General features: G+C 69.7%; 22 protein-coding genes. 11 read left to right on the top strand and 11 right to left on the bottom strand.

All coding sequences use genetic code 11. The annotated features are described in order from the left end of the window. Positions 1-80: 80 nt before the first annotated feature. Genes Q0A34_RS06845 through trmB form a run of 5 tightly spaced genes read right to left on the bottom strand, consistent with a single transcriptional unit; the run spans position 81 to position 5,737 of the window. The gene (locus Q0A34_RS06845) at positions 81-503 is read right to left on the bottom strand and encodes a DUF3054 domain-containing protein (RefSeq protein ID WP_291479254.1); all 423 of its coding nucleotides are present in this window, start codon (positions 501-503) and stop codon (positions 81-83) included. Between the two features lie 57 nt (positions 504-560). Continuing rightward, a complete protein-coding gene (locus Q0A34_RS06840; RefSeq protein WP_291479253.1) occupies positions 561-1,781 on the bottom strand; it encodes a YbhN family protein in 1,221 nt (406 codons plus the stop codon). Positions 1,782-1,789: 8 nt separating this feature from the next. Then, complete coding sequence (locus tag Q0A34_RS06835; RefSeq protein ID WP_291479252.1) at positions 1,790-4,252, bottom strand: MMPL family transporter; 2,463 nt, start codon at positions 4,250-4,252, stop codon at positions 1,790-1,792. A 16-nt stretch (positions 4,253-4,268) separates the two neighbouring features. Continuing rightward, positions 4,269-4,946 (bottom strand): NYN domain-containing protein, encoded by a 678-nt coding sequence (locus Q0A34_RS06830; protein ID WP_291479251.1) that lies wholly within the window; start codon positions 4,944-4,946, stop codon positions 4,269-4,271. Further along, positions 4,943-5,737, bottom strand: coding sequence for a tRNA (guanosine(46)-N7)-methyltransferase TrmB (gene trmB, locus Q0A34_RS06825; RefSeq protein ID WP_291479250.1), 795 nt, complete (start codon positions 5,735-5,737; stop codon positions 4,943-4,945). Before trmB ends, Q0A34_RS06830 begins: the two co-directional genes overlap by 4 nt. A 39-nt stretch (positions 5,738-5,776) precedes the next feature. Between trmB and Q0A34_RS06820 the strand changes: the two genes are divergently transcribed. The 5 genes from Q0A34_RS06820 to budA all read left to right on the top strand — a co-directional run bounded on the left by Q0A34_RS06820 (position 5,777) and on the right by budA (position 11,108). Further along, positions 5,777-6,700 carry a hypothetical protein gene (locus tag Q0A34_RS06820; protein WP_291479249.1) on the top strand — a complete coding sequence of 308 codons (924 nt, stop codon included), beginning with the start codon at positions 5,777-5,779 and terminating at the stop codon, positions 6,698-6,700. Beyond that, on the top strand, positions 6,697-7,263 hold the full coding sequence (locus tag Q0A34_RS06815; protein ID WP_291479248.1) for a DUF6802 family protein: 567 nt from the start codon (positions 6,697-6,699) through the stop codon (positions 7,261-7,263). Before Q0A34_RS06820 ends, Q0A34_RS06815 begins: the two co-directional genes overlap by 4 nt. A gap of 69 nt (positions 7,264-7,332) precedes the next feature. Then, a complete protein-coding gene (locus Q0A34_RS06810; protein WP_291479247.1) occupies positions 7,333-9,165 on the top strand; it encodes a phosphoenolpyruvate carboxykinase (GTP) in 1,833 nt (610 codons plus the stop codon). Between the two features lie 19 nt (positions 9,166-9,184). After that, the gene (locus Q0A34_RS06805) at positions 9,185-10,342 is read left to right on the top strand and encodes a glycerate kinase (protein ID WP_291479246.1); all 1,158 of its coding nucleotides are present in this window, start codon (positions 9,185-9,187) and stop codon (positions 10,340-10,342) included. 34 nt (positions 10,343-10,376) lie between these two features. Further along, positions 10,377-11,108, top strand: coding sequence for an acetolactate decarboxylase (budA, locus tag Q0A34_RS06800; RefSeq protein WP_291479245.1), 732 nt, complete (start codon positions 10,377-10,379; stop codon positions 11,106-11,108). Positions 11,109-11,112: 4 nt separating this feature from the next. On the opposite strand, the gene Q0A34_RS06795 is transcribed toward budA, so the two are convergent. After that, positions 11,113-12,690, bottom strand: coding sequence for an alpha/beta hydrolase (locus Q0A34_RS06795; protein ID WP_363316434.1), 1,578 nt, complete (start codon positions 12,688-12,690; stop codon positions 11,113-11,115). Between the two features lie 118 nt (positions 12,691-12,808). Between Q0A34_RS06795 and Q0A34_RS06790 the strand changes: the two genes are divergently transcribed. The 5 genes from Q0A34_RS06790 to Q0A34_RS06770 all read left to right on the top strand — a co-directional run bounded on the left by Q0A34_RS06790 (position 12,809) and on the right by Q0A34_RS06770 (position 17,629). Then, positions 12,809-13,195, top strand: coding sequence for an SdpI family protein (locus Q0A34_RS06790; protein ID WP_291479244.1), 387 nt, complete (start codon positions 12,809-12,811; stop codon positions 13,193-13,195). Beyond that, positions 13,192-13,698, top strand: a complete 507-nt coding sequence (locus tag Q0A34_RS06785) for a hypothetical protein (protein WP_291479243.1) — start codon at positions 13,192-13,194, stop codon at positions 13,696-13,698. Before Q0A34_RS06790 ends, Q0A34_RS06785 begins: the two co-directional genes overlap by 4 nt. Before the next feature lie 130 nt (positions 13,699-13,828). After that, on the top strand, positions 13,829-15,235 hold the full coding sequence (locus tag Q0A34_RS06780; RefSeq protein ID WP_291479242.1) for a YeeE/YedE thiosulfate transporter family protein: 1,407 nt from the start codon (positions 13,829-13,831) through the stop codon (positions 15,233-15,235). A 61-nt stretch (positions 15,236-15,296) separates the two neighbouring features. Then, entirely contained in the window at positions 15,297-16,319 is a 1,023-nt protein-coding gene (locus Q0A34_RS06775; RefSeq protein ID WP_291479241.1) for a YihY/virulence factor BrkB family protein, read from the top strand. 140 nt (positions 16,320-16,459) lie between these two features. Further along, a complete protein-coding gene (locus Q0A34_RS06770; RefSeq protein WP_291479240.1) occupies positions 16,460-17,629 on the top strand; it encodes an oxygenase MpaB family protein in 1,170 nt (389 codons plus the stop codon). Here the strand turns inward: Q0A34_RS06770 and Q0A34_RS06765 are convergent. From Q0A34_RS06765 to Q0A34_RS06745, 5 genes are all read right to left on the bottom strand, one after another. Further along, positions 17,626-19,497 carry a phosphocholine-specific phospholipase C gene (locus Q0A34_RS06765; RefSeq protein WP_291479239.1) on the bottom strand — a complete coding sequence of 624 codons (1,872 nt, stop codon included), beginning with the start codon at positions 19,495-19,497 and terminating at the stop codon, positions 17,626-17,628. The two genes, Q0A34_RS06770 and Q0A34_RS06765, sit on opposite strands and share 4 nt — an antisense overlap. A gap of 46 nt (positions 19,498-19,543) precedes the next feature. Next, a complete protein-coding gene (locus Q0A34_RS06760) occupies positions 19,544-20,182 on the bottom strand; it encodes a DedA family protein (RefSeq protein ID WP_291479238.1) in 639 nt (212 codons plus the stop codon). A gap of 170 nt (positions 20,183-20,352) precedes the next feature. After that, positions 20,353-22,638, bottom strand: coding sequence for a 3-hydroxyacyl-CoA dehydrogenase NAD-binding domain-containing protein (locus Q0A34_RS06755; RefSeq protein WP_291479237.1), 2,286 nt, complete (start codon positions 22,636-22,638; stop codon positions 20,353-20,355). Positions 22,639-22,678: 40 nt separating this feature from the next. Beyond that, complete coding sequence (locus Q0A34_RS06750; protein ID WP_291479236.1) at positions 22,679-23,905, bottom strand: acetyl-CoA C-acetyltransferase; 1,227 nt, start codon at positions 23,903-23,905, stop codon at positions 22,679-22,681. A 145-nt stretch (positions 23,906-24,050) separates the two neighbouring features. Then, complete coding sequence (locus Q0A34_RS06745) at positions 24,051-24,890, bottom strand: class I SAM-dependent methyltransferase (protein ID WP_291479235.1); 840 nt, start codon at positions 24,888-24,890, stop codon at positions 24,051-24,053. Between the two features lie 82 nt (positions 24,891-24,972). On the opposite strand from Q0A34_RS06745, the gene Q0A34_RS06740 reads away from it, so the two are divergent. Then, positions 24,973-26,088, top strand: coding sequence for a glycosyltransferase family 4 protein (locus Q0A34_RS06740; RefSeq protein ID WP_291479234.1), 1,116 nt, complete (start codon positions 24,973-24,975; stop codon positions 26,086-26,088). Positions 26,089-26,105: the final 17 nt, after the last annotated feature.

The following is a 26,105-nucleotide window of genomic DNA, read 5'->3' as shown; positions in this document are numbered from 1 at the left end:
TGGGGGGGGGGGGGGGGGGGGGGGGGGTTCATCGGCCCCCGCGGCTCCGGTGCCGCCGGTCGCCGGCTTCCTGGAGTTCGTCAGGACGTGGGCTGCCGCCGGGTGACGAAGGAGGCGACCACCCGCCACCCCAGCATGAGGATTCCCAGGAAGATCAGCGAGGTCAGCACGAATCCCCACGCCACCGAGACCGTGACGACACTGCGCACCACGATGCCGACGAACCAGGTGACGATGAGGATTCCCAGTCCCGAGCCCGGGGCGGGGCGCAGGACACCGGTGAACAGGAGGGCCCAGGCGACCGCGAGGCCGAGCAGGAACGGCCAGGCGGTGCCCAGCCACCCGAGGACGCTGAAGTCCCCGGAGTTGTGGAAGAGCTTGCCCAGCAGGGCGAAGATGAGGACGGCGATGGCGTCGATGATCAGTGCCATCGTCGTCGAGATGCCGGCAGTGGCGGAGAGCGGGCCGGTGGGGCCGGACGTCGCATCGGGGGAGTTCGTCATGTCACCCAGTCTAGGTGGTTGCGCTGAAACTCACCCGGAGATTCCGTGGTGCGGCGGTCAACGGTCCGGCTGCTGGTCCGGGTACCTGGGCAGGCGGTCGATCACCTCGTCGTCCGGCCCTCTCTTCGAGTGCCGGGGGTCGCGGGCCGCCGAACCGCCGGTGATCTGGCGGATCGTCAGTCCGATGCCCGCGTGACGGGGAGCGGTACCGGGGGTACCGTCCTCGGCGACGTGCTCCTCGGCGGGGCGGACGAAGGTCCAGAGGAACACCAGCCAGCCGACCAGGGTGAGCAGGGCGAAGCTGACCATGCGGAACACGATCACCGCGGCCACGGCCTGCCCGGAGCTCAGTCCGGCGGTACCCACCAGCATGGTGGTGAGCGTGATGTCCACCGGCCCGAGACCACCCGGGGTGATCTGTGCCTGGCCGATCAACTTCGCCGTGATGAAGGCCAGCACCGCCCCGGCGACACTGGGCTCCGCCCCGATGGCCAGGATGCAGAGGAACAGGCAGACGATCTCGAGCACCCAGTTGAGCAGAGAGACCGCGACCGCGTAACTCAGCCACTTCGGCGAGAGGTCGACCGCCCGCAGCTGGTCGGCGAAACTGCGGATCTGCTCGTGGAAGCGCTCCAGCGGCTTGCGCCGCTTCCGGTTGAACCAGGTCATCGCTGACAGGAGGCCTGCCTGGACCTTGTCAGGGTGGCGGGCGATCCAGTTCGTCGCCAGGATCAGCGCGGCCAGTGCCAGCAGTGACACGGTCAGGGACACCACGTGCACGTTCGCCTGCAGGAAGAACACCGCGCCGAAGCCGAGCAGCGCCATGCTCGCCCCGGACAAGGCCCCCGAGATCACCAGGTACCAGCTGGCGACCACGCCGGTGGCGCCCCACTTCATCTGCTCACGGAAGATCATCGCAGCGGAGATCGCGGGACCGCCGGGGAAGGACGACGACCAGGAGTTGGCTGACAGCCCCAGTGCGTTGGCGCTGGTGCGCTTCACCGCCACCCCGGCCGGCCGCAGCAGCGCGACCATCACCTCCGCCTGGGCCACCATCGACAGACTCATCGCCACGACAGCGGCGAGGATGAACCAGTTGTTGGCCTGCAGCATCGCCTGCCACCCCTCCTCGAGGAAGTGGTAGTGGTCGCGGGCGAGGAAGATGACGGCACCGAGCAGCATCAGCGTGAGCAGCGCGCGCACGCGCGGGTCTTTCACCCAGTGGAGGAAGATCCTCCACCGGTGACGCATCTGGCTCGTCGGTTGCTTCGGTGCCATGGTGTCGCTCAGTCCTCCCGGTCCCCGCGACGCTGCTGCTCCTCCTGCAGGCGGCGCATGAGCTCCGTGAAGGGGATCGCGCCGTCTGTGGTGGCGTGGGCGCCGTAGGAGTCGGCGTCGTCGGCGTCGTCAGTGGCCCGGGCCTCGGGCTGTGCCTCGGGGATCGGTGAGCGGGAGACGACCACGCCGCCGGAACGGGACTCCTCGGTGTCCCCGGCGTCGTCCGTCTCCGCCGGGGCACCGACGGTGGCGGCCGCAGGAGCGGTCTCCGGGGCAGGTTCCGGCGCAGGCCCCTGCGTGGCGGCCGGCGGGCCGGCGTCGTGGCTGAAGCCCTCCAGCCGCTCGTTGTGGCCGATCTTCCTCGACAGTGCGGTGACCCACCTGGGGGCCCACCAGCAGTCCTCCCGCAGCAGGTACATCACGGCCGGCACGAGCAGCATACGGATCACCGTGGCGTCGATGACCAGGGCCGCGATCATGCCGAAGGCGATGTACTTCATCATCACGATGTCGGAGAAGGCGAACGCCCCGGCGACGACGATCATGATCAACGCCGCCGCGGTGATGATGCCGCCGGTGGTCGCCGTACCGAACCTGATGGCCTGCGGTGTCGAGGCCCCGTGTGCCCGGGCCTCGACCATCCTGGACACCAGGAACACCTCGTAGTCCGTGGACAGCCCGTAGATGATCGCCACGATGAGGACCAGCACCGGGCTCATCAGCGGGCCGGGGGAGAAGTTGAACAGGTCCGCGCCGACACCGTCGACGAACAGGGCGGTCAGGATGCCCAGGGTGGCGCCGGTGCCCAGGATGTTCATGATCACGGCCTTCGCGGGCAGGATCACCGAACCGAACACCAGCGACAGCAGGATGAACGTGGCGGCGATGATGTACACCAGCATCCACGGCAGCTTGTCGAACAGTGCCTCGATCGACTCGATCTCCATCGCCGGGGTACCGGCGACGAGAACCGTCCCGTCGGCGTTGAGGCCGTGGGCGATGTCGCGCAGTTCGTTGACGATCCGGTCGTTGTCGTTCCGGTCGGCGATGCCGGCGGAGAGCACGGTGACCCCGTCCTCGGTGGGGCGGGTGACCTGGAAGTCCCCGGTCAGTCCCTCGACGGCGTTGGCCTTCTGGAAGACCTCGCCGACGGCGGTGTTGTCGCCCTCGATGACCAGTTTCACCGGGTCGGTGCGGAACTCGGGGAAGTTCTCGTCGAAGTGGGCCTGGGCCACGCGGGTGGAGTTGTCCGGCGGCAGGTAGGTCTCGTTGATGCCGCCGAACTTCACCCCGCTCAGCGGGATGGTCAGCAGGATCAGCAGGGCGACGATGCCCACCGTCATCAACTTGGCGTGCTTCATCGCGAAGGTGGGGATCCTGCCCCACCAGGACTGCACCGTGGCCTCACGGGTGCGTCCGCGGCGGACGATCGTCCACTTGTCGATCCGGTGGCCCAGCATCGAGAAAATGCTCGGCAGAACGGCCACGCTGATCAGGGCGGCCAGCCCCACCGCGGAGATCGCGCCGTAGGCCACCGACTTCAGGAAGGCCTGCGGGAACATCAGCAGGCTCGACAGGGCGACAGCCACCATCAGGGCGGAGAACACCACCGTCTTGCCCGCCGAGGCGGTGGTGTTGCGCACCGCCGTGCGGGTGTCGTTGCCCTCCGCGAGTTCCTCCCGGAAGCGGGAGACCATGAACAGGCCGTAGTCGATCGCCAGCCCCAGTCCCAGCAGCGTGACCACCGACTGGGAGAAGGTGTTGACCTGGGTGATGCCGGCCAGCACCGACAGGATGCCCATGGAGCCGAGGATCGACAGCACGCCGACGATCAGCGGCATCAGGGCGGCCACCACACTGCCGAAGATGACGAGCAGCAGCAGGGCGACGACGGGCAGGCCGATCAGCTCGGCGCGTTGGATGTCGTCACCCATGCCCGAGTCCAGGGCGCCGGCGACCGCCGTGGCGCCGCCGATCTCCACCGTGGCGCCGTCGACGCTGATGTCGTGCAGGTCGTCCTCGATGACCCGGAAGTTCTGGAGGACCTCGTCCTCGGTGCCGTGCAGGCTGATCGCGGCGAACGCGGCGGAGCCGTCGTCGGCGAGCATCTGCTCGTGACCGGTGTCGAAGTAGCTCGTCACCCCGGCGACGGCGTCCTGGTTGCCGACGGCGATGGCGTTGAGCTGGCTGGTGACGTTCTCCTGCAGGGCGGGGTCGGTCAGGTCGGCCCCGTCGGGGCCGTCACTGGTGACCAGGACGATGACGTCGCCGGAGGCGTCGCGACCGAAGGTGTCCTGCTCGATCTGCGCCGCGCGGGTGGAGTCGCTGTGCGGGTCGTCCCAGCCCTCCTGGCTCATCCGGTCACCCAGCTGGGTGCCGACACCCAGGTAGAGGACGCCGATCAGCGCGATGATGACGGCGGGGATGACCCGACGGAAACGGAAGGCGATGTCTCCCCATGTCGTGAACACTGTGAGAAGGCTCCTTTCAGCGAACCAGTGCGGAGAGCGGCCGGTACGGCTGGAGCCATGCACCGTCGTCCGGCAGGGAGTCGAGGTTGACCCGCGGGAGCGGGGCGCGGAAGACCCCGGGGATGTCCTCGAGGTCGAGGAACTCCAGGGTGTCGTTCTCCACGGCCCAGTGCGCGTGCTCGTGGAATCCGAGGACGGTCACCGGGATCTCGGCGGCGAGCTCCTCGAGCAGTTCGCGGAAGTTCTGGCCGTCGGCGCTGGCGACGACCAGTCCGTCGAGCACACCCTCGTCCCGCCGCCGCCGGATGTGGTCGAGCATGTCCGGGTCGACGTCGGAGTCCTCGGTCAGCTTCGGCTTGGCGAAGACGGCGAAACCGACGTTGCGCAGGGCATCGACCCAGCCGCGGATCTGCTCGGCGGAGCCGGGGGCGACGTTGGTGAACACCGTCGCCTCGGGGACCGGTGCGGCACCGGCGTCAGCGTCGGTGCCGTCGTCGGTGCCGGGTGCGGCGTCCCGGGCGACGTCGATCAGCCAGCGGCCGACCGCGTCGAAACGGGGACGGTGCACGGCGTCGGGGCGTCCCCCCAGCAGGGACCCGAGCCCCATGTCGATGTTCGGCGCGTCCCACACCAGCAGGTACACCGGCGAGCGCTCGGGCTGGCCGGTGTAGGAAAGCGTGTCGTTGCCGCTCATCGCCGTCTCCAGAGGTACTCGCGGATGGTGTGGTCCTTGTCCAGACCCTTGCCCTCGAACTTCGTCACGATCTGACGGTCGGTCAGCACCGGGACGGTGCGTTCCCGCTCCGCCTCGTCCTCCGGCCAGCCGAGGTACTCCAGGTCGGGTTCGGCCTCGACGAGGTCGTCGATCCACTCCGCGTAGTCGGCGTGGTCGGTGGCCACGTGCAGGATCCCGCCGGGCCGCAGGCGCGACGCGATGAGATGCAGCGTACCGGTCTGGATGATCCGGCGCTTGTGGTGACGCGCCTTCGGCCAGGGGTCGGGGAAGAAGACACGCACACCGGCCAGGCTGCCCGGGGCGAAGAGGCGCTGCAGCACCTCGACCCCGTCGCCCTTCACCATGCGGACGTTGCTGATGTCGCCGCGCACGACCGCGCCGAGCAGCTTCGCCAGGCCGGGACGGTAGATCTCCACGGCGACGATGTTGGTGTCCGCCTCCAGCGGCGCCATCGCCGCGGTGGAGGTGCCGGTACCGGAACCGACCTCGACGATGGTGTCGTGGCCGGTGCGTCCGAACCAGCTGTCCAGGTCGACCGGGTCGGTCAGGTCGTCGGTGAGCTCGATGCCCAGCGACGGCCAGTTGTCCTCCCAGAGGGCCTCCTGGTTGTCGGTGAGGGTTCCGCGCCGGAAACTGAAGCTACCCAGTCGCGGATAGTCGCGTCCGTCGTTAAACTCGGTCTGCAGGGGGCGGCCGCGGCCACCCGAACGCGGTGCTGGGGGGTTATCGGGAATAGACATCCCCCTCATTGTGGCAGAACACAGCGGTACAGGGAACTAGGGGGAAGTGTGACGGTCATTTCTGTGATCGGCCCGGATACGCGGGCCGTCGAGCAGGTAACGGCAGGGGTCAGGACGTCCGCGGGGCGTCCGGGGAGGCGGTTCGCCGCCGGCGCCGGGCCCGGGGAGGCGGACGGGGTGGTCGCCGTGGTCACCTCACCGGAGGTCACGGCGGAGGACATGGAGGTCATCCGGGCCGTCCGCGACGCGATGGGCGTGGTGGTGGTCTACACGCGGGACGGGCCGGACGGCGGTGCGCTCACCGACGAGACCGGGGTGGTGCACTGCACGTGGGGCGACGACGGGTACGCAGGACGGACGTCCCTGGCGGGCCTCGCCGAGGTGCTCGACGGCATGTGGGTGGATCTCGGGCGGTGGGCCGCGGACGCCCGACGCGCCGACGCCGACCGGCTCGACCGGGTACGCATCGCCGTGCGGCTCGCGGCGGACCGGACGGCCACGGAGCTGCTGGACAATGCGGGTACAGGTGGCACAGTGGACGCGGTGGAGCTGGACCGGGCGTTCCGTGCCCGCCTGACGGTCGCGGTCCTGGAACAGGGGGTGGAGATGCCGCACCTCGCCCCGGCGGACGTGTCGGAGGAGGAGGGGACGCCGGCGACCGCTTCCGGGCCGCCGCGCGGGCTGGCGCCCCGGGTGGTGACGGCCACCGCCGCGGTCGGCGCCGGGGCGGCTGCGGCGGCAGGGGTCGTGCGGTTGACCGATTCGGTGGCCGCCGGTGTGGCGGTCGGCGTCCTCGTCACGGTGGCGACCGCCGCCGCGCGGTGGTGGGCCGGACGGACGGCGCGCCGGGAGCAGGCGGCGGCGCGTCTGGCGGCGTCCCTGCGGCGACGGTGGGCGGTGACGGTCACCGACGTCGTCGCCCGTCTCTCTGTCCCACCCGTGGCAGGGCGGCTGCCCGGGGGTGCGTCATGACCGGCTGGGGCACGGATGGACTGCCCGGCGCCGCGGGGCTGGACCCGGTGACGGACGCGCCCCCCGGTCCGGACGGCACGTACGGTCCCGGCGGCGGCACCGGCGGCACGGGTGGAGGCCTGCTGCTGGACCTGGGGGACCTGACCTTCGGCCTGCCGGTGTCGCACAGCCTGCCGGGGGAGGAGTCGGTCACGCTGACCGACGACACCGGCATGACCATCTGCGCCGACACCGACGGCGACGGCCGGGTGGACACGCTGTCGGTGGTCACCTTCGACGGCGGATGGTCCTCGTGGCGTCGCCTGGACTGCATGCGGGACCCTGCCGCGGGGTCGACGGGGCCGGCCGAGATACACGCAGATGTGTCTTCTGTCACATCGACGGGGCCGGATACCGGGGCGAGTATCGCCGGGGAGGGGGTGCCCGGGCAGGTCGATCATCCCGGTGAGCAGGGAGGACGGGAGGGCAGCCCGCCCGGGCTCCCCCCGGCTACCCCCGGAAACGGACGTGGATCGTGGGACGCGCGCGGGTGGGAATGTGTGGACAGGGGGAACTGGGGTTAGTCTTGTGGGACGCAGAAGACCTCATCAACTCTCAGAACAGTTCTGAAACACATCTCGTCAGGAGTTTTCATGACCATCCCCGGGCTCGTCGGCCAGCCACCCACCCAGCACGAGGGTCTCCTCGCCTGGATTACCGAGGCAGTCGAACTTTTTCAGCCGGAGAACGTGGTCTTCGTCGACGGGTCACGGGAGGAGTGGGACCGTCTGACGGGTGAACTCGTCGAGGCGGGCACGCTGACCAAGCTCAACGAGGAGAAGCGCCCGAACAGCTTCCTCGCCCGCTCGAACCCGGCGGACGTCGCCCGCGTCGAGTCACGGACCTTCATCTGCTCCGAGAAGCAGGAGGGCGCCGGCCCCACGAACAACTGGGCCCCGCCGGCGGCGATGAAGGAGGAGATGTCCGAGCACTTCGCCGGGTCGATGCGTGGGCGCACCATGTACGTCGTCCCGTTCTGCATGGGTCCGATCAGCGACCCGGAGCCGAAGCTGGGCGTGCAGCTCACCGACTCCGCCTACGTGGTGCTCTCCATGGGGGTCATGACCCGCATGGGCCAGGAGGCGCTCGACAAGCTGGGCACCGACGGCGCCTTCGTCCGCTGCCTGCACTCCGTCGGCTCTCCGCTGGAGCCGGGCGAGGAGGACGTGCCGTGGCCGTGCAACGACACCAAGTACATCACCCAGTTCCCGGAGACCAAGGAGATCTGGTCCTACGGCTCCGGGTACGGCGGAAACGCCATCCTGGCCAAGAAGTGCTACGCCCTGCGCATCGCCTCGGTCATGGCCAAGGAGGAGGGCTGGCTCGCCGAGCACATGCTCATCCTGAAGCTGACCAGCCCGGAGGGCAAGGACTACCACATCCTCGGCGCCTTCCCCTCGGCCTGCGGCAAGACCAACCTGGCCATGATCACCCCGACCATCCCGGGCTGGAAGGCCCAGGTCGTCGGCGACGACATCGCCTGGCTGAAGTTCGGTGAGGACGGCCACCTCTACGCCGTGAACCCGGAGAACGGCTTCTTCGGCGTGGCACCGGGCACCAGCTACGGCTCCAACCCGATCGCCATGGAGACCATGGAGGCAGGGAACACCCTGTTCACCAACGTCGCGCTCACCGACGACGGTGACGTCTGGTGGGAGGGCATCGGCGGGGAGACCCCGGAGCACCTCATCGACTGGAAGGGCAACGACTGGACGCCGGACTCCGACGAGAAGGCCGCCCACCCGAACTCCCGCTACTGCGTGCCGCTGGCACAGTGCCCGGTCGCCGCACCGGAGTTCGACGACTGGAAGGGCGTCAAGGTCGACGCCATCCTGTTCGGCGGCCGCCGTGCGGACACGGTGCCGCTGGTGTCGCAGACCTACGACTGGGAGCACGCCACCATGGTCGGCGCGCTGATGGCCTCCGGCCAGACCGCGGCCCAGGAAGGTTCCGTGGGCACCCTGCGCCACGACCCGATGGCGATGCTGCCCTTCATCGGCTACAACGCCGGTGAGTACCTGCAGCACTGGATCGACATGGGCAAGAAGGGCGGCGACAAGATGCCGGACGTCTTCCTGGTCAACTGGTTCCGCCGCGGCGACGACGGCCGTTTCCTGTGGCCCGGGTTCGGCGAGAACAGCCGTGTGCTCAAGTGGATCGTGGAGCGCATCGAGGGCAAGGTCGGCGCCGACGAGACGGTGGTCGGCCACACGGCCCGCTACGAGGACCTCGACCTGGACGGCATCACGGAGCCGGAGGAGGACATCCGCACCGCGCTGTCCGCGCCGCCGGAGCAGTGGGCCAGCGACATCGAGGACAACGACGAGTACCTCACCTTCCTCGGCCCCAAGGTGCCCGAGGAGGTCTGGGAGCAGTTCCGCGCCCTGAAGCAGCGCGTCACGGAGGCCAAGGCCACCACCGCGTAACCGCCTGTTCCCCACGCCGATGCCGACCGCCTTGATCTGCTGCGACAAGTTCAAGGGGTCGGCGTCGTCGCGTTCGGTGGGGGAGGCACTGGCACGTGGGCTGGAGGCGGCAGGCTGCCGCGCGGTCGTGGTGCCGCTGGCGGACGGCGGGGACGGCACCCTCGAGGTCTTCGACGACCTGGGTTTCCGCCGCCGCGCCGTCACGGTGCGTGGAGTGGACGGCCGCCCTGTGCCGTCGGAGTTCGGCCTGTCGCAGGAGAGCGACCCGGCCGCCGCCCCGACGGCGGTGGTCGAGGTCGCCCGCGCCTGCGGGCTGGACATGGCCTCGTCGGACGGGGCGCCGCCGGATCCCCGGGACGCCCGGCAGGCCGGGTCGTGGGGTGTCGGCGACCTCATCCGCGCCGCGCTCGACGACGGTGCAGGCAGGATCATCCTCGCACTCGGCGGCAGTGCCACCACGGACGCAGGCTTCGGCATGGCCCGGGCCCTGGGCGTGGAGTTTCGTGACCACGCCGGACGGGAGGTGGAGCGGGTGGTGAACCTGGCGGACATCGCCGCCGTCGACACCGCCGGACTGGATCCCCGGGTGGCGGACGTCGAGTTCCTGGTCGCCTCCGACGTGCGCAACCCGCTGTGCGGGACGGAGGGGGCGGCCCGGGTCTTCGGTCCGCAGAAGGGCCTGGCGCCGGGGGAGCTCGACGAGGTGGACGCCGCGGTGCGCATTGTCGCCGGCGTGGTGGAGGACGCCCTGGGGACCTCCGGTGTGGCGGAGCAGCCAGGTGCGGGTGCCGCCGGTGGTCTGGGGTTCATGGCCCTGGCGCTGCTGGGGGCGCAGATGCGCTCCGGGGTGGGCCTGGTGCTGGAGGAGACCGGATTCGACGCCGCCCTCGACGGCGTCGACCTGGTGGTCACCGGCGAGGGGAGGCTCGATGGTCAGACCCTCGGAGGGAAGGCCCCGGCCGGTGTCGCCTGGCGTGCCCGGGAGCGGGGTCTCCCCGTGATCGCCGTCTGCGGCCAGAACCAACTGGACGACGGGCGGGGAGGCGACCTGTTCGACGAGGTCCGCAGTCTCACCGACTACCAGCCGGACGTGGCGGAGTGCATCCGCCGCCCGCTGCCGGTCCTGGAACGGATCGGTCGTGACATCGGTGCCCGGCTCGCCGCCGGAACGCTGTGACGGTGACATGCGACGTGCGGTTATCCTGGGCGGCATGACCGACCGTCCTGTCACCCGCCACACGATCTTCCAGAACTCCCTGATGACCGCCCTGCTCGACGGCATCTACGACGGTGAGATGACCGTCGGCGAGCTGCTCGGCAAGGGCAACTTCGGCCTGGGCACCTTCGACGCCCTCGACGGGGAGATGGTGATCATCGACGGCACGTGCTACCAGTTGCGGCACGACGGCACCGCGGTGCGCGCGGACCTGGAGGCCAGGAGCCCCTATGCGGTGGCGACGAACTTCGTCCCCCGGATCCGTCGCCGCGCCCCGGAGAACATCCGCCGGTCGGAGTTGTCGGACTTCATCGACGAGATGACTCCCTCGGAGAACTACATGTACGCGGTGCGGATCACCGGGCGGTTCAGTGACGTGACCACCCGGACCGTCGTCCGTCAGTCGAAGCCCTACCCTCCGATGACGGAGGCGGTGGGGGACGACGCCGAGCAGCATTTCTCGGACGTCTCCGGGGTGATCGCGGGCTTCCGGACACCGGTGTTCGAGAAGGGCATCTCGGTGCCGGGGTGCCACGTCCACTTCATCGACGACGGGCGGACGGTGGGCGGGCACGTCCTGGACTTCACCCTCGCCGAGGGCAAGATCGAACTGTGCCCGGGCACGGACCTTGACCTGCGGCTGCCGCTGACCTCGACCTTCTCTGCGGCGAACCTGGACCCCGAGGACCTCGACGAGCAGCTGCACGCCACCGAGGTCAAGGACTGACGGGTCAGGCCACCGGGCGCGACGGGGCGGACGTCACGTCGGTGTGCCCGGTACGCAGGTACTCCACGACGGCGTCGTCGACGACCCCGTTGCCCACACCGACCTGTGCGTGTCCGGGGCCGTCCACGGTGATGACGTGGCTGCCCATCGCCTCGGCCATCGGGCGGTGGGTGCGGTAGACCGTCTGCGGGTCACCGGTGCCCTGGATCTGCAGGGGACGGACGTCCAGGCCGTCGCCGCTGATGTCCACGAACGGGGCGTCCGGCTCGATGCCGGAGCAGCTGATCCCGGCGGCGGCGAGATCGCCCGGGGCGCTGAACTGGTCCCGGACGACCAGGCCGTTCCACACCGCCTCGGGCACGCGGGTGTAGTCGGGGGCCACCTGGTTCTCGTTGCAGATCACCATGGACTGCATGTACAAGGGGACAGTGGCGGACGGGTCCTGTCCCTGGGCGGCGAGCTCCCCGGCGTCGGGGACCTCTTCGGTGCCGGCGACCATGCCGGCCAGGGTTCCCCAGTGGTCGGGGGCGGGGAGCATCATCCGGGTCAGGGCGAGGGTCATCGACGAGCTCTGGACCGCGCCGGGGGCGCTGACCATGCGGAAGAGGTTCTCCAGCCGGGCCTGCGGGTGGCCCGTCGCGGTGAGGAAGTCCGCGGCGGGCTGGCCGGCCCACTGCAGGCCCTCAGGCAGGTCGCCGACCTGCGCCGGCGGCGGGACGACGGTCGGGTTCGTCCCGGACTCCTCCACGATCACCCGTGACCAGGCCCGGTACACCTCCAGCGGGGTCTCGCCGAGGCCGTAGGTGTCGTTGTTGTCGGCGGTCCACTGCAGGAAGTCGTGGAGAGCACCGGTGTAGCCGCCCGTCTGGTCGTCGAGTACACCGGCCCAGGCACGTTTCGTGTCGAAGCCCGAATCGAGGACCACTCTGTCGGTCTGCCCCGGGTACTTCGTGGCGTAGGTGGACGCGAGGTGGGTCCCGTAGCTCAGGCCGAGCAGTGAGATGCTGTCCTCGCCGAGGGCCGCGCGGACATCGTCCCAGTCGTCGGCGGTCTCCGAGGTGTTGAGGGCGTCGGTGTACCCGGGGGTGCCGGTCTCGCAGGCGGCTTTGAGGTAGCCGCCGGGTTCCAGCTGTGCGCGGACCGGGTCGAAGCCTGGGTCGTGGTCGCAGTCCACCGGGGTCGAGCCGCTGAGGCCACGGGGCTGGACCGCGATGAGGTCCCATTCGCTCCGCAGCTCTTCGGGCCAGGCCATGCCGCCTTCCCCGTCGTAGCCGAAGAAGGAGTACCCGTCGCCGCCGGGACCGCCGGGGTTGCCGAAGAGGGCGCCGCGCCGGGCGTCCGGGTCGGACGCGGGGATTCGGACGAAGCCGACGGAGATCTGCGGGCCATCCGGGTCCGCGTGGTACATGGGGACGTCGACGCGTCCGCACTCCGCGGCCTCGACGGTGACCAGCTCCGGGCAGTCCTCCCAGGTGACCGAGTCGGAGGTGGCGGTGCCGGCGGTTGCGGCGGGGAGGCCCCCTGCCGCGACGGCGACGGCGGCCACGGTGGCGCACACGGACATGCGGGGGCGTGAAAGCACGGATTCTCCTGAAACGTCGGGGAGCGCTTACTCTGTGGAAACATCTTACATTTCACGGAGGACCGCTCACGGCTGCGGTGGGTGGGACGACTCCGATCCCGACGGAAGGAGCCCCGATTTGGGGTCCACGCTCAGCACGCTCGGTGCTCTCGTCCTTGTGACCGTCCTCTGCGGCGACATGGTCCGCAGGACCGCGGCGGGCACGTTCAGGCGAAACGGCATCTACGGCCTGCGGTTGGCGTCCACACTCGCCTCGGACGAGGCCTGGGAGGCCGGCCACCGGGCGGCGCTTCCGTACCTGAAGGTCACCGGCTGGTCCGGGGTGGTGATGGCGGTGATCACCGTGGCGCTGGTCCTGGGGTTCGTCGTCTCCGGAAACGGGGTTCCGGAGGCTGTGGTCGCCGTGCCGCTGGGCGCACTGTGTGTTCAGGTCGTGGGAATGATCGTCGGTACGGTCGCGGCCGGTAAGGCGGCGAGGAAAGTCCCGTCCGGGGAACGGCCGTGAGATCGGAGGAGTTCAGGAGCAGGGTCTGGGCGCCGTTGCAGGGCAGGATCGGCCTCGGCGGCAGCATCGGGGCATCTGCGCTGCTCTTCGCTGCCGGGGGACTGGAACTCGGCATCGTCTACTGGGGGCTCGCCGGCGTGTGTGCGGTGGTGGCTGTCTGGTGCGGAAGCTTCACTGTGCTCGTAGTCGTTTCCGACGGGCAGCTGAGGATTTCCGCCGGTGGAGTAAGGGTCATGCGGACCACGGTCGAGCGAATCGAGCGTGTGGCCCCGGTTGTCGACTTGAAGGATGACTGGGGGTCGAGGCATCTCTTCGGACTGAACACCGTCTTCGACGGCCGGGTGCAGGCGGTGGCAGGCCTCCCGGTGGTGCAGATCAACGCGGGACGCCGGTCCGTGGTCGCGAGCGTCCGGGACTGGGAGCGTCTGGTGCAGGTCGTTCAGGAACTCGGGGCGGAGCTGGACGGCAGGGAGTCTGTGGGGGTTCGCTCGTACATCCTGTGATGTCCGCGCCGCCGGCGTGCACGCCCTTGTCTCTCCTTGTCTCTCCTTGTCTCTCCGCCGCGTCCCCGTGTAGGCTCCTCAACCGCAACTAGACAGATCTGTTCACCGACAGATCACAGGGAGGACCCTCATGCTCATCTCCGGACTCGCCGTCGGCGCCGTCCTCGGTTTCGTCATGCAACGCGGCCGTTTCTGCGTCACCGGATTTCTCCGCGACATCTTCACCCAGCGGACCTGGCGCGGTGTCACCGCACTACTCGTGGTGATCGCCGTCCACGCCGTCGGACTCGCCGCACTGACGAGTGCCGGGGTCATCGACCCGGTGGTCAAGGACTTCGCCCCGCTGGCCGTCGTCGTCGGGGGCTTCGTCTTCGGTCTCGGCATCGTCCTGGCGGGCGGGTGCGCCTCCGGCACCTGGTACCGGTCCGGTGAAGGGCTCGTCGGTTCGTGGATCGCGCTGGCGATGTACGCGCTGTCGGCGGCGGCGATGAACTACGGGCCGCTGTCCGGGATGAACGACCTTCTCGGCGGGGTCACCGTCGGCGCTACGACGGTCCCTGAGACCCTCGGTGTCACGCCGTGGGTGTTCGTCGCCGTCATCGTGGTGGTCACCGTGCTGATGGTGCGGCACTACGTCGCGCTCGACCGGGCGACGCCCGCCCCGGCAACCCTCGCCCCGAAGAAGACCGGGCTGGCGCACCTGCTCACCGAGAAGCCGTGGCACTTCTACGTCACGGCGGCGGTGGTCGGTGTCATCGGTGTCGTCGCATGGCCGCTGTCCGCGGCGACCGGGCGTAACTCCGGGCTCGGCATCACCACCCCCTCGGCCGACCTGGCGTCCTGGATCACCACCGCGAACCCGGCGAACTGGAACTGGGGCGTGCTGCTGGTCCTGGGGATCCTCGTCGGTTCCTTCATCGCGGCGAAGGCGTCGGGTGAGTTCCGCGTGCGTGTCCCGGACGGACGCCAGGCGGTGCGGTCCGTGGTCGGCGGCGTGATGATGGGTGTGGGTGCCGTGTGGGCCGGCGGCTGCACCGTGGGCAACGGCATGGTCCAGACTTCCCTGTTCAGCTACCAGGGCTGGGTCGCGATCGTGGCCATCGCGCTGGGTGTCGGTGCGGCGGCGAAGATCTGGCTGAAGCCGGACCAGCCCTACAACCCGCAGGACGACGGCCCGGCGCCGGTGGCGGCGCAGGCCCCCGCCGCGACGTCCGGCGGTGCACTGCTCACCGCACCGGTGCTGGACGCCTCGGCGGTGGGCGTGGTGGGCGCGGCCCGTGACACCGGCACCCTCACCGACCTGGGCGACGGCCGGTGGAAAATGGACACCCTGGGCGCGGTGTGCCCCTTCCCGTTGATTGAGGCGAAGGACGCGATCAGGCGCATCGACGTCGGCGAGGAGCTCGTCATCGAGTTCGACTGCACCCAGGCCACCGACGCACTGCCGCGGTGGGCGGCGACGGACGGCCACGAGGTCACCCGGTTCGAGGCCGTCGGGGACGCCGGCTGGGTCATCGACGTGAAGCGCGGGGTGTAGCGGGACCTCCCCGCCACCGGGCGCGTCCGGTTACCGGGGGTGAAGCATGTTTCGCTAGCCTGTGACCATCGACGTCTCAGCCCAGCACTCGCCACCGGCCTGGAGGTACATCCCCGGCCGGTCTTTCCGGCGCTTTCTCGCCTGCGGCTGCATCGACCTGGCCGGCAGCCTGGCCTTCCGGACGTTGCTCGCCCTGTTCCCGGCGCTCATCGCGCTGGTCTCGATCCTCGGTCTGTTCGGCCAGAGCGAGGAGAGCGTGGTGTCGATGCTCGAGGAGGCCGAGAAGGTGGTCCCCGACACCGCCTGGGGCTCGGTGGAGCCGGTGCTCGCGGAGATCCTGAACACCCCGTCCGCCGGACTCGGGCTGGTGCTCGGCCTGGCGACCACCCTGTGGACGGCCTCGGGATTCGTCAAGACCTTCGGCAGGGCGATGAACAGCATCTACGGCACCCCTGAGGGGCGTGGGCTGATCAAGTACAACATCCAGATGTACCTGCTCACCGCCTTCCTGCTGGTGCTCATCGCCCTCGGCCTGGTGGCGCTGGCGATCTCCGGGCCGATCGCCGAGATGATCGGCTCGACCGTGGGTCTCCAGGAGACGACGTTGCAGGTGTGGGGTGTGCTGCGCTGGGTCGTGGTCGCCGTCGTCGTGGTCCTGTTCGTGGGGCTGCTGTACCGGACCACCCCGAACATCCGGGTCAGGGGCATGTGGTGGGTCAGCCCGGGGGCGGTGCTGGCGATCGCGGGGGCGGTGCTGGCGTCGGTGGTGTTCTTCTTCTACGTCGTGAACTTCGGGAACTACAACCTCACCTACGGGGCGCTGGCCGGTGTGGTGATCCTGATGCTGTGGCTGTTCATCGTCAACATCCTGCTGCTGTTCGGCGCGGTGGTCGACAGTGAGGTCGAGCGGGTCCGGCAGCTCAAGGCGGGGGTGCCGGCGGAGGAGAACCTGCAGCTCGAGGCGCGGGACACTGTGGCCATCGAGAAGGCGGAGGACCAGCTGGCCCGCGACGTGGAGCGGGCCAGGACGGTGCGGGAGGCCGCGGAGGACACCGACCCCGCAGGCTCCGCGACCGGGGCGTAGCCGGTCCCCAGGCTGCACGGCTTCCGCGCAGGTCGGTGACGTGCGACACACTTTTCCGTCAATTTCGCTTTCGCAATGATTCTGTTTCGGGTAGTGTTCTGTGACGCACGCTACAAGTACACGACGACATGGAGGTCACCATGGCTTGCCCGATTTCCGGCCATGAGAACGATTCTGCCGCTGCGGCGGAGAACACCCCGAAGCGGACGTTCCGCCGGGGCGGCAAGGGGGACAAGCTGGTCCGTGCCGACGAGGGCTTCTTCGGCCCCGACTCGGTGGCCTGGAAGGTCTGGACCTTCCCCGCCTCCGCGCTGCAGGGCTTCTTCCGCGCGGTGACGATCGAGCACCTCGACCCGGACCTCGTCGCCGCCGTCGACGCCTCCGGGCAGGTCATCAAGCGCATGCCCGTGCGCTACGACCGGACCATGGAGTACTTCGCCGCCGTCACCTTCGCCGACGCCCAGACCGTGACCCGGATGTCCGACATCCTCATGAAGGTCCACGACCGTTCCTACGGTGTGAACCCGGTGACCGGCAACGACTACGAGGCGAACAAGCCGTCCTCCCAGCTCTGGATCCTGGTCACCGCGTGGCACTCGATCCTGTACGTGTACGAGAAGTTCGGCCCCGGCAAGCTCTCCCGCGACGAGGAGAACGAGTACTGGGCACAGATGAAGATCGCCGCGCAGTTCCAGCCCATCGACCTCGACGACGTGCCCTCCACCCGTGGCGAGGTGCAGGCCTACCTGGACGGCTGGCGTGAGAAGCTCTCCGCCTCCGAGGCCGCCGTCTACAACATCTCCGAGATCCTCGACGCCTTCGAGAACGCCTTCGTCGACCTGCCGAAGCCGCTGCGCATGATCGGCCGGCCCTTCTTCCGCTGGAGCGTCATCGCCACCTACCCGCACTGGATGCGCGGCATGATGGGGCTGAAGCAGTCCAAGGCCATGGACGCGGCGATGTTCGCGCTGTGGAAGCCGATCCTCAAGGGGTTCAGCAAGTCCCCGGCCGCGATGATGTGGGTCGTCGGACGTATCTGCCCCCGCGCCGAGCGTTACATCGACCCGGCGATCCGCGGGATCCCCGCCGAGTCGCCGAAGGTGTACACCCCGGAAGTCGCCCGACGGATGTTCGGTGTCCCGCAGACCCCGCGCGAGCAGCGCGAGGAGCTGCTGAGGCTCCGTGCCGAGGGCAAGGGCCAGAAGGCCTACGACCACAACCACCAGGACACGATCCTCGAGTTCAAGAACGCCGAGTCCGAGGAGGCCGCCAAGGAGACCCTCAAGGCCGACGGCTACAAGGTCGGCTAGGAGCCGGCCGGTCCGCCCAACGAGCCGCGCGCGGTGAAGTGGAAGCCGGCGGGTCCGGCGACCACGATGTCGTACCGTCCGTCCCCGTCAGCGTCCGTGCTGACGGGGACGTCGACGTTCGTGGACCCCAGCACGTCGTGTCCGGTGACCTTCCCGTCCGGCGTGTGGAACGGGAAGACCAGCAGGTTCGCCGTCGCTGTTCCGCTGTTGTGCATCGTCAGCTCCACCGCCGACCGGTCGGGACGCGGCGTGGCGGTCACCGACAGCGAGTACGGCAGGGGACGCCGGGGCCGTTCCCCGGGCTCCTGGGTGGGCATCGACGGTGTCGCCGGCGGCTCCGGGAGCCACCGGGGCTCCAGTCCGGCGGTGGGTGCCGGCGCCCCCACCGGGGTGAACGCACGCGGCCGACGGAAGTCGAAGGCACTGGTCAGGTCGCCGCTGATGCGCCGTCGCCAGTCCGAGACCAGCGGCACCTCGATGCCCTTCCACGTCTCCAGGAACTGCGCCGCCGAGGTGTGGTCGAAGACCTCCGAGCACCGGAACCCGCCGACCGTCCACGGGGAGACGATGAGGGTGGGGACACGGTTGCCGAACCCCAGCGCCTCACCCCGGTACCACTCGTCCTCCTCCGACTCCGGCGGCCGGGGCGGCGGCACATGGTCGAAGTACCCGTCGTTCTCGTCGAAGGTGATCACCAGGGCGGTCCTGCGCCACACGTCCGGGTTGTCGCCCAGTGCCTCGAGGATCCGGTAGACCAGGTTCGCCGACGCCCTCGGGGAGGACGCCGAGGGGTGCTCGGACTCGGTGCTGGGCGGGACGACCCACGAGACCTCCGGCAGTGTCCCGGCGGCGATGTCTGCGGCGAGGCGCTGGGTCGTCGTCCCGGGTTCGGAGCGGTACAGCGCCCGGTCGAAGATGGTGCGCTCGGTGTCGCTGAGGGCGTCGAGCCTGCGGGCCAGCTGCGCCTCCATCGCCGCCACGAGGGCGTCGGCGCCGGCGTCGCGCGCCTTCTGCAGCGCGGAGTAGTACGTCTCCCCGGTGGCGAAGGGGCCGGGGAACACCTTGCGGGCGATCGCCCTGGTGTAGGTGAAGTACTCCAGGTTGTTGTCGGTGAAGTTGTCCCACTCCTGGTAGACCCGCCAGTCGATCCCGGCGTCCTGCAGGGTCTCGGCGAGGCACCGCCAGTCGTAGCCGGGGTGGGTCGCCTCGTAGGCGCGGTTGTCCACGGCACGCTCGTCCGGCGAGGCCGGCTCGTGTCCGGTGTAGCCGGAGAAGAAGTAGTTGCGGTTCGGTGAGGTGCTCGTCGGCACCGAACAGAAGTACTGGTCGCAGAGGGTGAAGGTGTCGGCGAGCTCGTAGTGGAAGGGCAGGTCCTCGCGGTCGTAGTAGGCCATCGTCGAGGCGGTCTTCGCCTCGATCCAGTTGTCGCACCAGCCGCCGTTGAGCGCCGCGGTGCCACCATCCCACTCGTGGTTGAGGGCGTCGACGTTCTCGGCGTCCATCGACTGGCGTCCCGCCGAGCCGCGGATGGGGAACGGCAGCACCGTGGTGCCGTCCCCGTCGCGCTGCTCGAAGACGGTCCCGCCGTCGCGGCGCCGCAGCACAGAGGGGTCGTCGAACCCCTGGACGCCGCGCAGCGTCCCGAAGTAGTGGTCGAAGGCGCGGTTCTCCTGCATGAGGAAGATGACGTGCTCGACGTCCCGGAGCGACCCCGCCGGGGCGGCGGTGGCCAGCTGGTTCAGCAGGGACGGCGGCAGGAGGGAGGTGGAGACCGCACCTGCCGCCGCAGCCGCTCCGGCGGCGACGGCTCCCTTCAGGAAGGAGCGGCGGGTCGTTCTCTTGGGCGGGGGCGTGTTGTTGTTATCCATGACCGGACAGAACATAGGGGGACGGTCTGTCCCGCCGGTGTCCCGGTCATGAACTGTCGCTGAACCGCCGTGCCTTCCGGCGCCTGTCGCGCACCACCAGGTAGACCACCACCGCCACCACCGCTACCACGAGGGCGACGTACACCCAGCTGGAGTAGCGGTCCATCACGTCGGACACGGTGGTCCAGTTCGCCCCCAGGGCCACGCCCAGCCAGATCAGCACCCCGTTCCACACACCGGACCCGATGAGCGTGAGCACCGAGAACTTCAGCAGCCCGGTGCGGTGCACACCCGCCGGGATCGACACCAGACTGCGCACTCCCGGCACCAGGCGCCCCACCAGGATCGAGGCCTCCCCGTACCTGCTGAACCAGCGCAGCGCCTTGTCCACGTCCTCCCCTTCGGTCAGCCACATACGCTCGGCGATGGCGCGCAGCCGGTCCGCCCCGACCGCCGCACCCAGCCAGTACAGCAGCCACGCACCGAGCAGGGAGCCCGTCGTGGCGCCGATGAAGGCCGCCCATACGTTGAGCTCTCCCTGGGTGGAACTGAAACCGGCGAGGGGGAGCACCAGCTCACTGGGGATCGGGGGAAACACGGTCTCGATGAGGATCGCGAGACCCACGCCCGTGGCCCCGAGGGTGTCCATGAGGGAGACGACCCAGTCGACGACGGAATCAAACAAGGGCGGGTCCTCCGGGGATCGTGGACAGGGGGGCTCGACGGTACTGCGGCAAATATAGGCGATGAATCTGCGAAGCGCCTGGGAGCAGGCTACGAATGCGCAAACGACGGCCTGGCCGGTGTCAGACCGGTGTCAGGCCGTCGTTCTCACGGGCGGGTGCCCCGGGGCGGTCAGCCCTTCAGGGAGTCCAGCGGGGCGAAGCGGTCGCCGTAGGCGGCGGCCAGCTCCTCGGCCCGGGCGACGAACCCGGCGACACCGCTGGTCGGGTAGTCCTCACCGGCGTCGGCGGGCAGCGTCGCCGCGGCTGGGCGCGCGTAGTTGGTGATGAACTGGCGGCTGCCGCCGGTCCAGGCCGGGTAGCCGATGCCGAGGATCGAACCGATGTTGGCGTCCGCGTCGGAGGTCAGCACGTTCTCGTCGATGCAGCGCTGGGTCTCGAGGGCCTCGATGAACAGCATGCGCTCGATGAGGTCGTTGAGGGTCGGGGCGCCGTCGGCGACGGTGGAGTCCAGGTCGGAGCCGGCGGTGGTGGTCTCGCCGTCGGGGACGGTGACCGGGGTGACACCCAGCTTCTCGCGGAGCTCACCACGCAGACCGGACCACAGGCCGGCACGACGGCCGTTCTCGTCGTACTCGTAGAAGCCCTTGCCCTCGAGCTTGCCGGGACGGTCGAACTCGTCCAGCATGGCGTCGACCAGGGCGTTGACGCCACCGTCGTCGACGGTGACGCCGGCGGCCTCCGCGGCGGCGGCGGTCTCGGCACCGATCTTGCGGGCCAGCTTCAGGTTCAGCTCGTCCTGCAGCTGCAGCTGCGGGGCGGGGTAGCCGGCCTGGCGGCCGGCGGCCTCGATGACGGCCGGGTCGATGCCCTCGACGAGCATGCGCATCGCCTCGTTGAGCACCGTGCCGATGACACGCGAGGTGAAGAAGCCGCGGGAGTCGTTGACCACGATCGGGGTCTTGCGGATCTGGCGGGCGAAGTCCAGGGCCTTCGCCAGCACGGACGGGTCGGTCTTCTCACCGGAGATGATCTCGATGAGGGGCATCTTGTCCACGGGGGAGAAGAAGTGCAGGCCGATGAAGTCGCTCGCACGGTCCACACCCTCGGCCAGGCCGGTGATCGGCAGGGTGGAGGTGTTGGAGCCCAGGACCGCGGTGGACGGCACGGCGGCCTCGATCTCGGCGAAGACCTTGTGCTTGAGCTCGGTGTTCTCGAAGACAGCCTCGATGACCAGGTCGACGTCGGCCAGGTCGGCGTAGTCGGCGGTCGGGGTGATGCGACCCAGCAGCGCGGCCGACTTCTCCTCGGTGGTCTTGCCGCGCTTGAGGGCCTTGGCCTCCAGGTTCTCGGAGTAGGCCTTGCCCTTCTGCGCGTTCTCCTCGGAGATGTCCTTGAGCACGACCTCGATGCCGGACTTGGCGGCGACGTAGGCGATACCGGCGCCCATCATGCCCGCGCCGATGACACCGACCTTGCGGAACTCGGTCTTCGGGTACGGGGTGCCGTCCGCCTGCACGGGACGGGAGCCGCCGCCGTTGCAGTGGTTGAGGTCGAAGAAGAAGGCCTGCATCATGTTCTTCGACGTCGGGCCGGTGACCAGGGAGACGAACCAGCGGGTCTCGACGGCGGTGGCGTCCTCGAAGCGCTTGAGCTGTGCACCCTCCACCGCAGCGGCCAGGATGGCCTGCGGTGCGGGCATCGGGGCGCCCTTGATCTGCTTGGTGACGTTGGCGGGGAAGCTGGGCAGCATCGCGGCCAACGCCGGGGTGGTCGGGGTGCCGCCGGGCATGCGGTAGCCCTTGCGGTCCCAGGGCTGGGAGGCTTCCGGCTCGGAGGCGATCCAGGCCTTCGCGGCGTCGATCAGCTGGTCGGCGGGGACGACCTCGTCGATGAGGCCGGCGTCCCTGGCGGCCTCGGCGCTGAACTGGCGGCCGGTGGTCAGCACCTTCATCAGGGCGTCCTGGAGGCCGAGCATGCGGGTGACACGTGCCACGCCGCCGCCACCGGGCAGCAGGCCGAGGGTGACCTCGGGCAGGCCGAACTTCGCGCCACGGGTGTCCGCGGCGATGCGGTGGTGGGTGGCCAGGGCGATCTCGAGGCCGCCGCCGAGGGCGGTGCCGTTGAGCGCGGCGACGACCGGGACGCCGAGCGTCTCGATGGTGCGCATGTCGGCCTTCATGCCGTCGATCTGCTCACGCAGGGCCTCGGCGTCGTCCGGGGTGGCGGTGATCATGGACTTGATGTCGCCGCCGGCGAAGAAGGTCTTCTTCGCGCTGGTGATCACGACACCCTTGACCTCGCCGGCCTCGACACCGGCCTGCAGCTTCGCGGCGGTCTCCCGGACGGAGGCGCGGAAGGCGTCGTTCATGGTGTTGACGGACGAGCTCGGGTCGTCGATGGTGAGGGTGACCACGCCGTTGCCGTCGGTCTCCCAGGCGATGATGTTGTCGCTCATGAGGTGTATCTCCTAGAGAATATCGGGGTTCAGCAGTGGGTTAGACGCGCTCGATGATGGTGGCCACACCCATTCCCGCGGCGACGCAGAGGGTGATCAGGGCGTACCGTCCGCCGGTGCGGTGCAGTTCGTCCACGGCGGTGCCGGTGATCATCGCACCGGTGGCACCCAGCGGGTGGCCCATGGCGATGGCGCCGCCGTTGATGTTGAGCTTCTCGTCCGGGATGTTCAGGTCACGCTGGGCGCGCAGGACGACGGAGGAGAACGCCTCGTTGATCTCCCAGACGTCGATGTCGTCGGCGGTGAGGCCGGCCTGCTCCAGGGCTGCACGGGCCGCCGGGGCGGGGGCGGTGAGCATGATCGTGGGCTCGACACCGGTGGTCACCGCGGAGACGACACGTGCCCGCGGGGTGAGGTCGTTCTTCTTGCCGGCGGCCTCGGAACCGATCATCAGCAGGGACGCGCCGTCGACGATGCCGGACGAGTTGCCGCCGTGGTGCACGTGGTTGATGCTCTCCAGCTGCGGGTACTTGGTCAGCGCCACGGCGTCGAAGCCACCCTGCTCACCCATGGCGGCGAAGGCGGGACGCAGGCCGGCCAGCTTCTCCGGGGTGGTGCCCGGGCGGATGGTCTCGTCGCGGTCGAGGAGGGTCACACCGTTGCGGTCCTTGACCGGCACCACGGAACCGGCGAACCGGTTCTCCTCCCAGGCCTTCGCGGCGCGCTCGTGGGAGCGGGCGGCGTAGGCGTCCAGCTCCTCACGGCCGACCCCGTCGAGGGTGGCGATGAGGTCGGCGGAGATGCCCTGCGGGATGAAGTCGTTGGCGAAGGAGGTCTCGGGGTCCATGGCCAGGGCGCCGCCGTCGGAACCCATCGGGACGCGCGACATGGACTCCACGCCGCCGGCGAGGACGAGGTCCTCCCAACCGGAGCGGACCTTCATCGCACCCAGGTTCAGGGCCGTCAGGCCGGAGGCGCAGTAACGGTTGATCTGCACACCGGTGGCGGAGTAGGGCAGGCCGGCGTTGAGCGCGGCGGTACGGGCGATGTCCATGCCCTGGTCGCCCAGCGGGGTGACGACGCCGGAGATGATGTCGCCGACCGCCGCCGGGTCCAGACCGGGGTTGCGGTCGAGGATCTCGGTGATGAGTCCGCTGAGCAGGTCGACGGGCTTGACGGTGTGGAGGCTGCCGCCCGGCTTGCCTTTACCACGCGGGGTTCGTACGGCTTCGTAGATGAAAGCCTCGGGGATGCTGTTGTTCGTCATGACGGTCCTCACTTGCCTCACTTGTTGGTGCGACGACATCGGTGTGCAACATGTGTCGCCGATCACTCTATCGCTATATCTGTGTGCGTGCGGCATTCGGGCGAGGTTCGGGGGTGCCGTCTTCCTGCGGTTTTGTGTCGTGAAGCTACGTGGTGGACCGTTTCCGCAGCACCAGAACCAGGTTCGAGACAGCCACCTCGCGCAGTGCCGGGACGCGCACCGCCCACCACGCCCACCACGGGTGGTAACGGGGGAACGCGGCGAGGACGTCGGCGTCGACGGTGCGTCGGCCGGCGGCGACGTCCCGGGAGTAGCGGAGCCCGTCGGCGCAGGAGACGTCGAACAGGCTCTCTCCCCACCGGTTCTTCGGCGGGTGCCCGTGCCTCCTCTCGTACCGTCGGGCGGCGAACTCCCCGCCGACGTAGTGCTCCCACAGGCCGGTCTCGTGGCCGCCGAAGGGGCCGAGCCAGCAGGTGTACGAGTAGATCACCAGCCCGCCGGGACGGGTCACGCGCAGCATCTCGTCGGCCATCCGCCAGGGGTCGGGGACATGCTCGGCGACGTTGGAGGAGTAGGTGACGTCGAAGGCGTCGTCGGCGAAGGGGAGGTCCATCCCCGAGCCACGCACCGAGGACCGCAGACGGATCCCCGCGGCGGCCATCTCCCCGACATCGGGTTCGCAGGTGACGTAGTCACCCGCACCGACACCGGCCGCGCTGAACGCGCGCCCGAAGTAGCCCGGGCCGCCGCCGACGTCGAGGATCCGCCGGCCCGCCAGGGTGCCGCCGTCGGCCCCGTGGACCAGGTCGGCGACGAGCCCGACGGTGTCCTCGGCGAGGCGGCCGTAGAAACGGTCGGGGTCGGTCTGCTCGAAACGGAAGTCGGCGAGCAGGCCGAGGGAGCGGCGCAGGGTCGCGCGGCGACGGAGGGGCCGCAGGACAGCCGGGGTGACCGGGCCGGCGGCGCAGGCGGGGAGCGCGGGCATGCCGACATCATGGCACACCGGGTGCCGCCCCTGCCCTGTGGTCGGCAGGCCCGGCCGGCCAGCCTGTATCGTGAGAACGGTCATGAAGGTTCTGTTGCTGTGCTGGCGCGACTCCGGCCACCCCGAGGGAGGTGGCAGCGAGGTCTACCTCGAGCGCGTCGCGGAGCATCTGGCGCGGCAGGGGCACCAGGTCACCTTCCGCACCGCCCGCTACCCGGGGTCCGCACCGTCGGAGCTGCGCAACGGGGTCCGCTACAGCCGTGGTGGCGGGGCACTCACGGTGTACCCGCGGGCCTGGTGGTACATGCTGCGGAGCGGGCGTCCGGACGTGGTCGTCGACACACAGAACGGGGTCCCGTTCTTCGCCCGCCTTGTCGCCGGGGCCGGACGGGGCGGCGCACGTGCCGTGCTGCTGACACACCACTGCCACCGTGAGCAGTGGCCGGTGGCGGGGCCGGTGCTGTCGCGGATCGGCTGGTTCGTCGAGTCACGGTTGTCGCCGTGGGTGCACCGGGGGACGCCCTACGTGACCGTCTCGGAGCCGAGTGCGGAGGAACTCGTGGACCTCGGGGTGGACCGGTCCCGGATCACCGTGATCCGCAACGGTGTCGACATACCTGAGATCCCGGATGTGCCGGACGATCCCGGATCGTCCGGGGCGTCCGGGCGGTTCCACCTGGTCACGTTGTCGCGGCTGGTGCCGCACAAGCAGATCGAGCACGCGATGGACGCGTTGGCCAGCGTCCTGCCGAGGTACCCGGAGACCTACCTCGACGTCATCGGCGACGGCTGGTGGTCCGAGAGGCTGCGTCGGCACGCCGACGAGCTCGGGGTGTCCGGGCACGTGGTGTTCCACGGCCATGTCTCCGAGGAGGTCAAGCACCGCATCCTGGCACGTGCCGACCTGCACCTCCTTCCCAGCAGGAAGGAGGGGTGGGGTCTGGCGGTGATCGAGGCCGGGCTGCACGGGGTGCCCACCCTGGGCTACCACTCGTCGGCGGGGCTGCGCGACAGCGTCGTCGACGGGGTCACCGGTGTCCTGGTCGGTTCGGAAGGGGGGCTGATCAACACGTTGGGCCAGTTGATGGAGGATCGACGGAGGCTGGAGCGGCTGGGGGAGGAGGCACGGCGGCGCGCCGGGACGTTCTCCTGGCGGCGTACCGGGGCTGCCTGGGAAGAGCTGCTCAGCGGGCTCTGACCGTCGGCGGTCGCACC

It is taken from the genome of Corynebacterium sp., from assembly GCF_022712195.1.
Lineage (GTDB): Bacteria > Actinomycetota > Actinomycetes > Mycobacteriales > Mycobacteriaceae > Corynebacterium.
Note: the sequence above shows the minus strand (reverse complement) of the source record. Positions and strands in the feature narration are given on the sequence as shown.

What these genes read in the sequence shown, in the direction of transcription:
- Q0A34_RS06845 (WP_291479254.1), bottom strand. Translation starts at nt 503, where the DNA reads ATGACGAACTCCCCCGATGCGACGTCCGGCCCCACCGGCCCGCTCTCC.
- Q0A34_RS06840 (WP_291479253.1), bottom strand. Translation starts at nt 1,781, where the DNA reads ATGGCACCGAAGCAACCGACGAGCCAGATGCGTCACCGGTGGAGGATC.
- Q0A34_RS06830 (WP_291479251.1), bottom strand. Translation starts at nt 4,946, where the DNA reads ATGAGCGGCAACGACACGCTTTCCTACACCGGCCAGCCCGAGCGCTCG.
- trmB (WP_291479250.1), bottom strand. Translation starts at nt 5,737, where the DNA reads ATGAGGGGGATGTCTATTCCCGATAACCCCCCAGCACCGCGTTCGGGT.
- Q0A34_RS06815 (WP_291479248.1), top strand. Translation starts at nt 6,697, where the DNA reads ATGACCGGCTGGGGCACGGATGGACTGCCCGGCGCCGCGGGGCTGGAC.
- Q0A34_RS06810 (WP_291479247.1), top strand. Translation starts at nt 7,333, where the DNA reads ATGACCATCCCCGGGCTCGTCGGCCAGCCACCCACCCAGCACGAGGGT.
- Q0A34_RS06805 (WP_291479246.1), top strand. Translation starts at nt 9,185, where the DNA reads ATGCCGACCGCCTTGATCTGCTGCGACAAGTTCAAGGGGTCGGCGTCG.
- budA (WP_291479245.1), top strand. Translation starts at nt 10,377, where the DNA reads ATGACCGACCGTCCTGTCACCCGCCACACGATCTTCCAGAACTCCCTG.
- Q0A34_RS06780 (WP_291479242.1), top strand. Translation starts at nt 13,829, where the DNA reads ATGCTCATCTCCGGACTCGCCGTCGGCGCCGTCCTCGGTTTCGTCATG.
- Q0A34_RS06770 (WP_291479240.1), top strand. Translation starts at nt 16,460, where the DNA reads ATGGCTTGCCCGATTTCCGGCCATGAGAACGATTCTGCCGCTGCGGCG.
- Q0A34_RS06765 (WP_291479239.1), bottom strand. Translation starts at nt 19,497, where the DNA reads ATGGATAACAACAACACGCCCCCGCCCAAGAGAACGACCCGCCGCTCC.
- Q0A34_RS06755 (WP_291479237.1), bottom strand. Translation starts at nt 22,638, where the DNA reads ATGAGCGACAACATCATCGCCTGGGAGACCGACGGCAACGGCGTGGTC.
- Q0A34_RS06750 (WP_291479236.1), bottom strand. Translation starts at nt 23,905, where the DNA reads ATGACGAACAACAGCATCCCCGAGGCTTTCATCTACGAAGCCGTACGA.
- Q0A34_RS06745 (WP_291479235.1), bottom strand. Translation starts at nt 24,890, where the DNA reads ATGCCCGCGCTCCCCGCCTGCGCCGCCGGCCCGGTCACCCCGGCTGTC.
- Q0A34_RS06740 (WP_291479234.1), top strand. Translation starts at nt 24,973, where the DNA reads ATGAAGGTTCTGTTGCTGTGCTGGCGCGACTCCGGCCACCCCGAGGGA.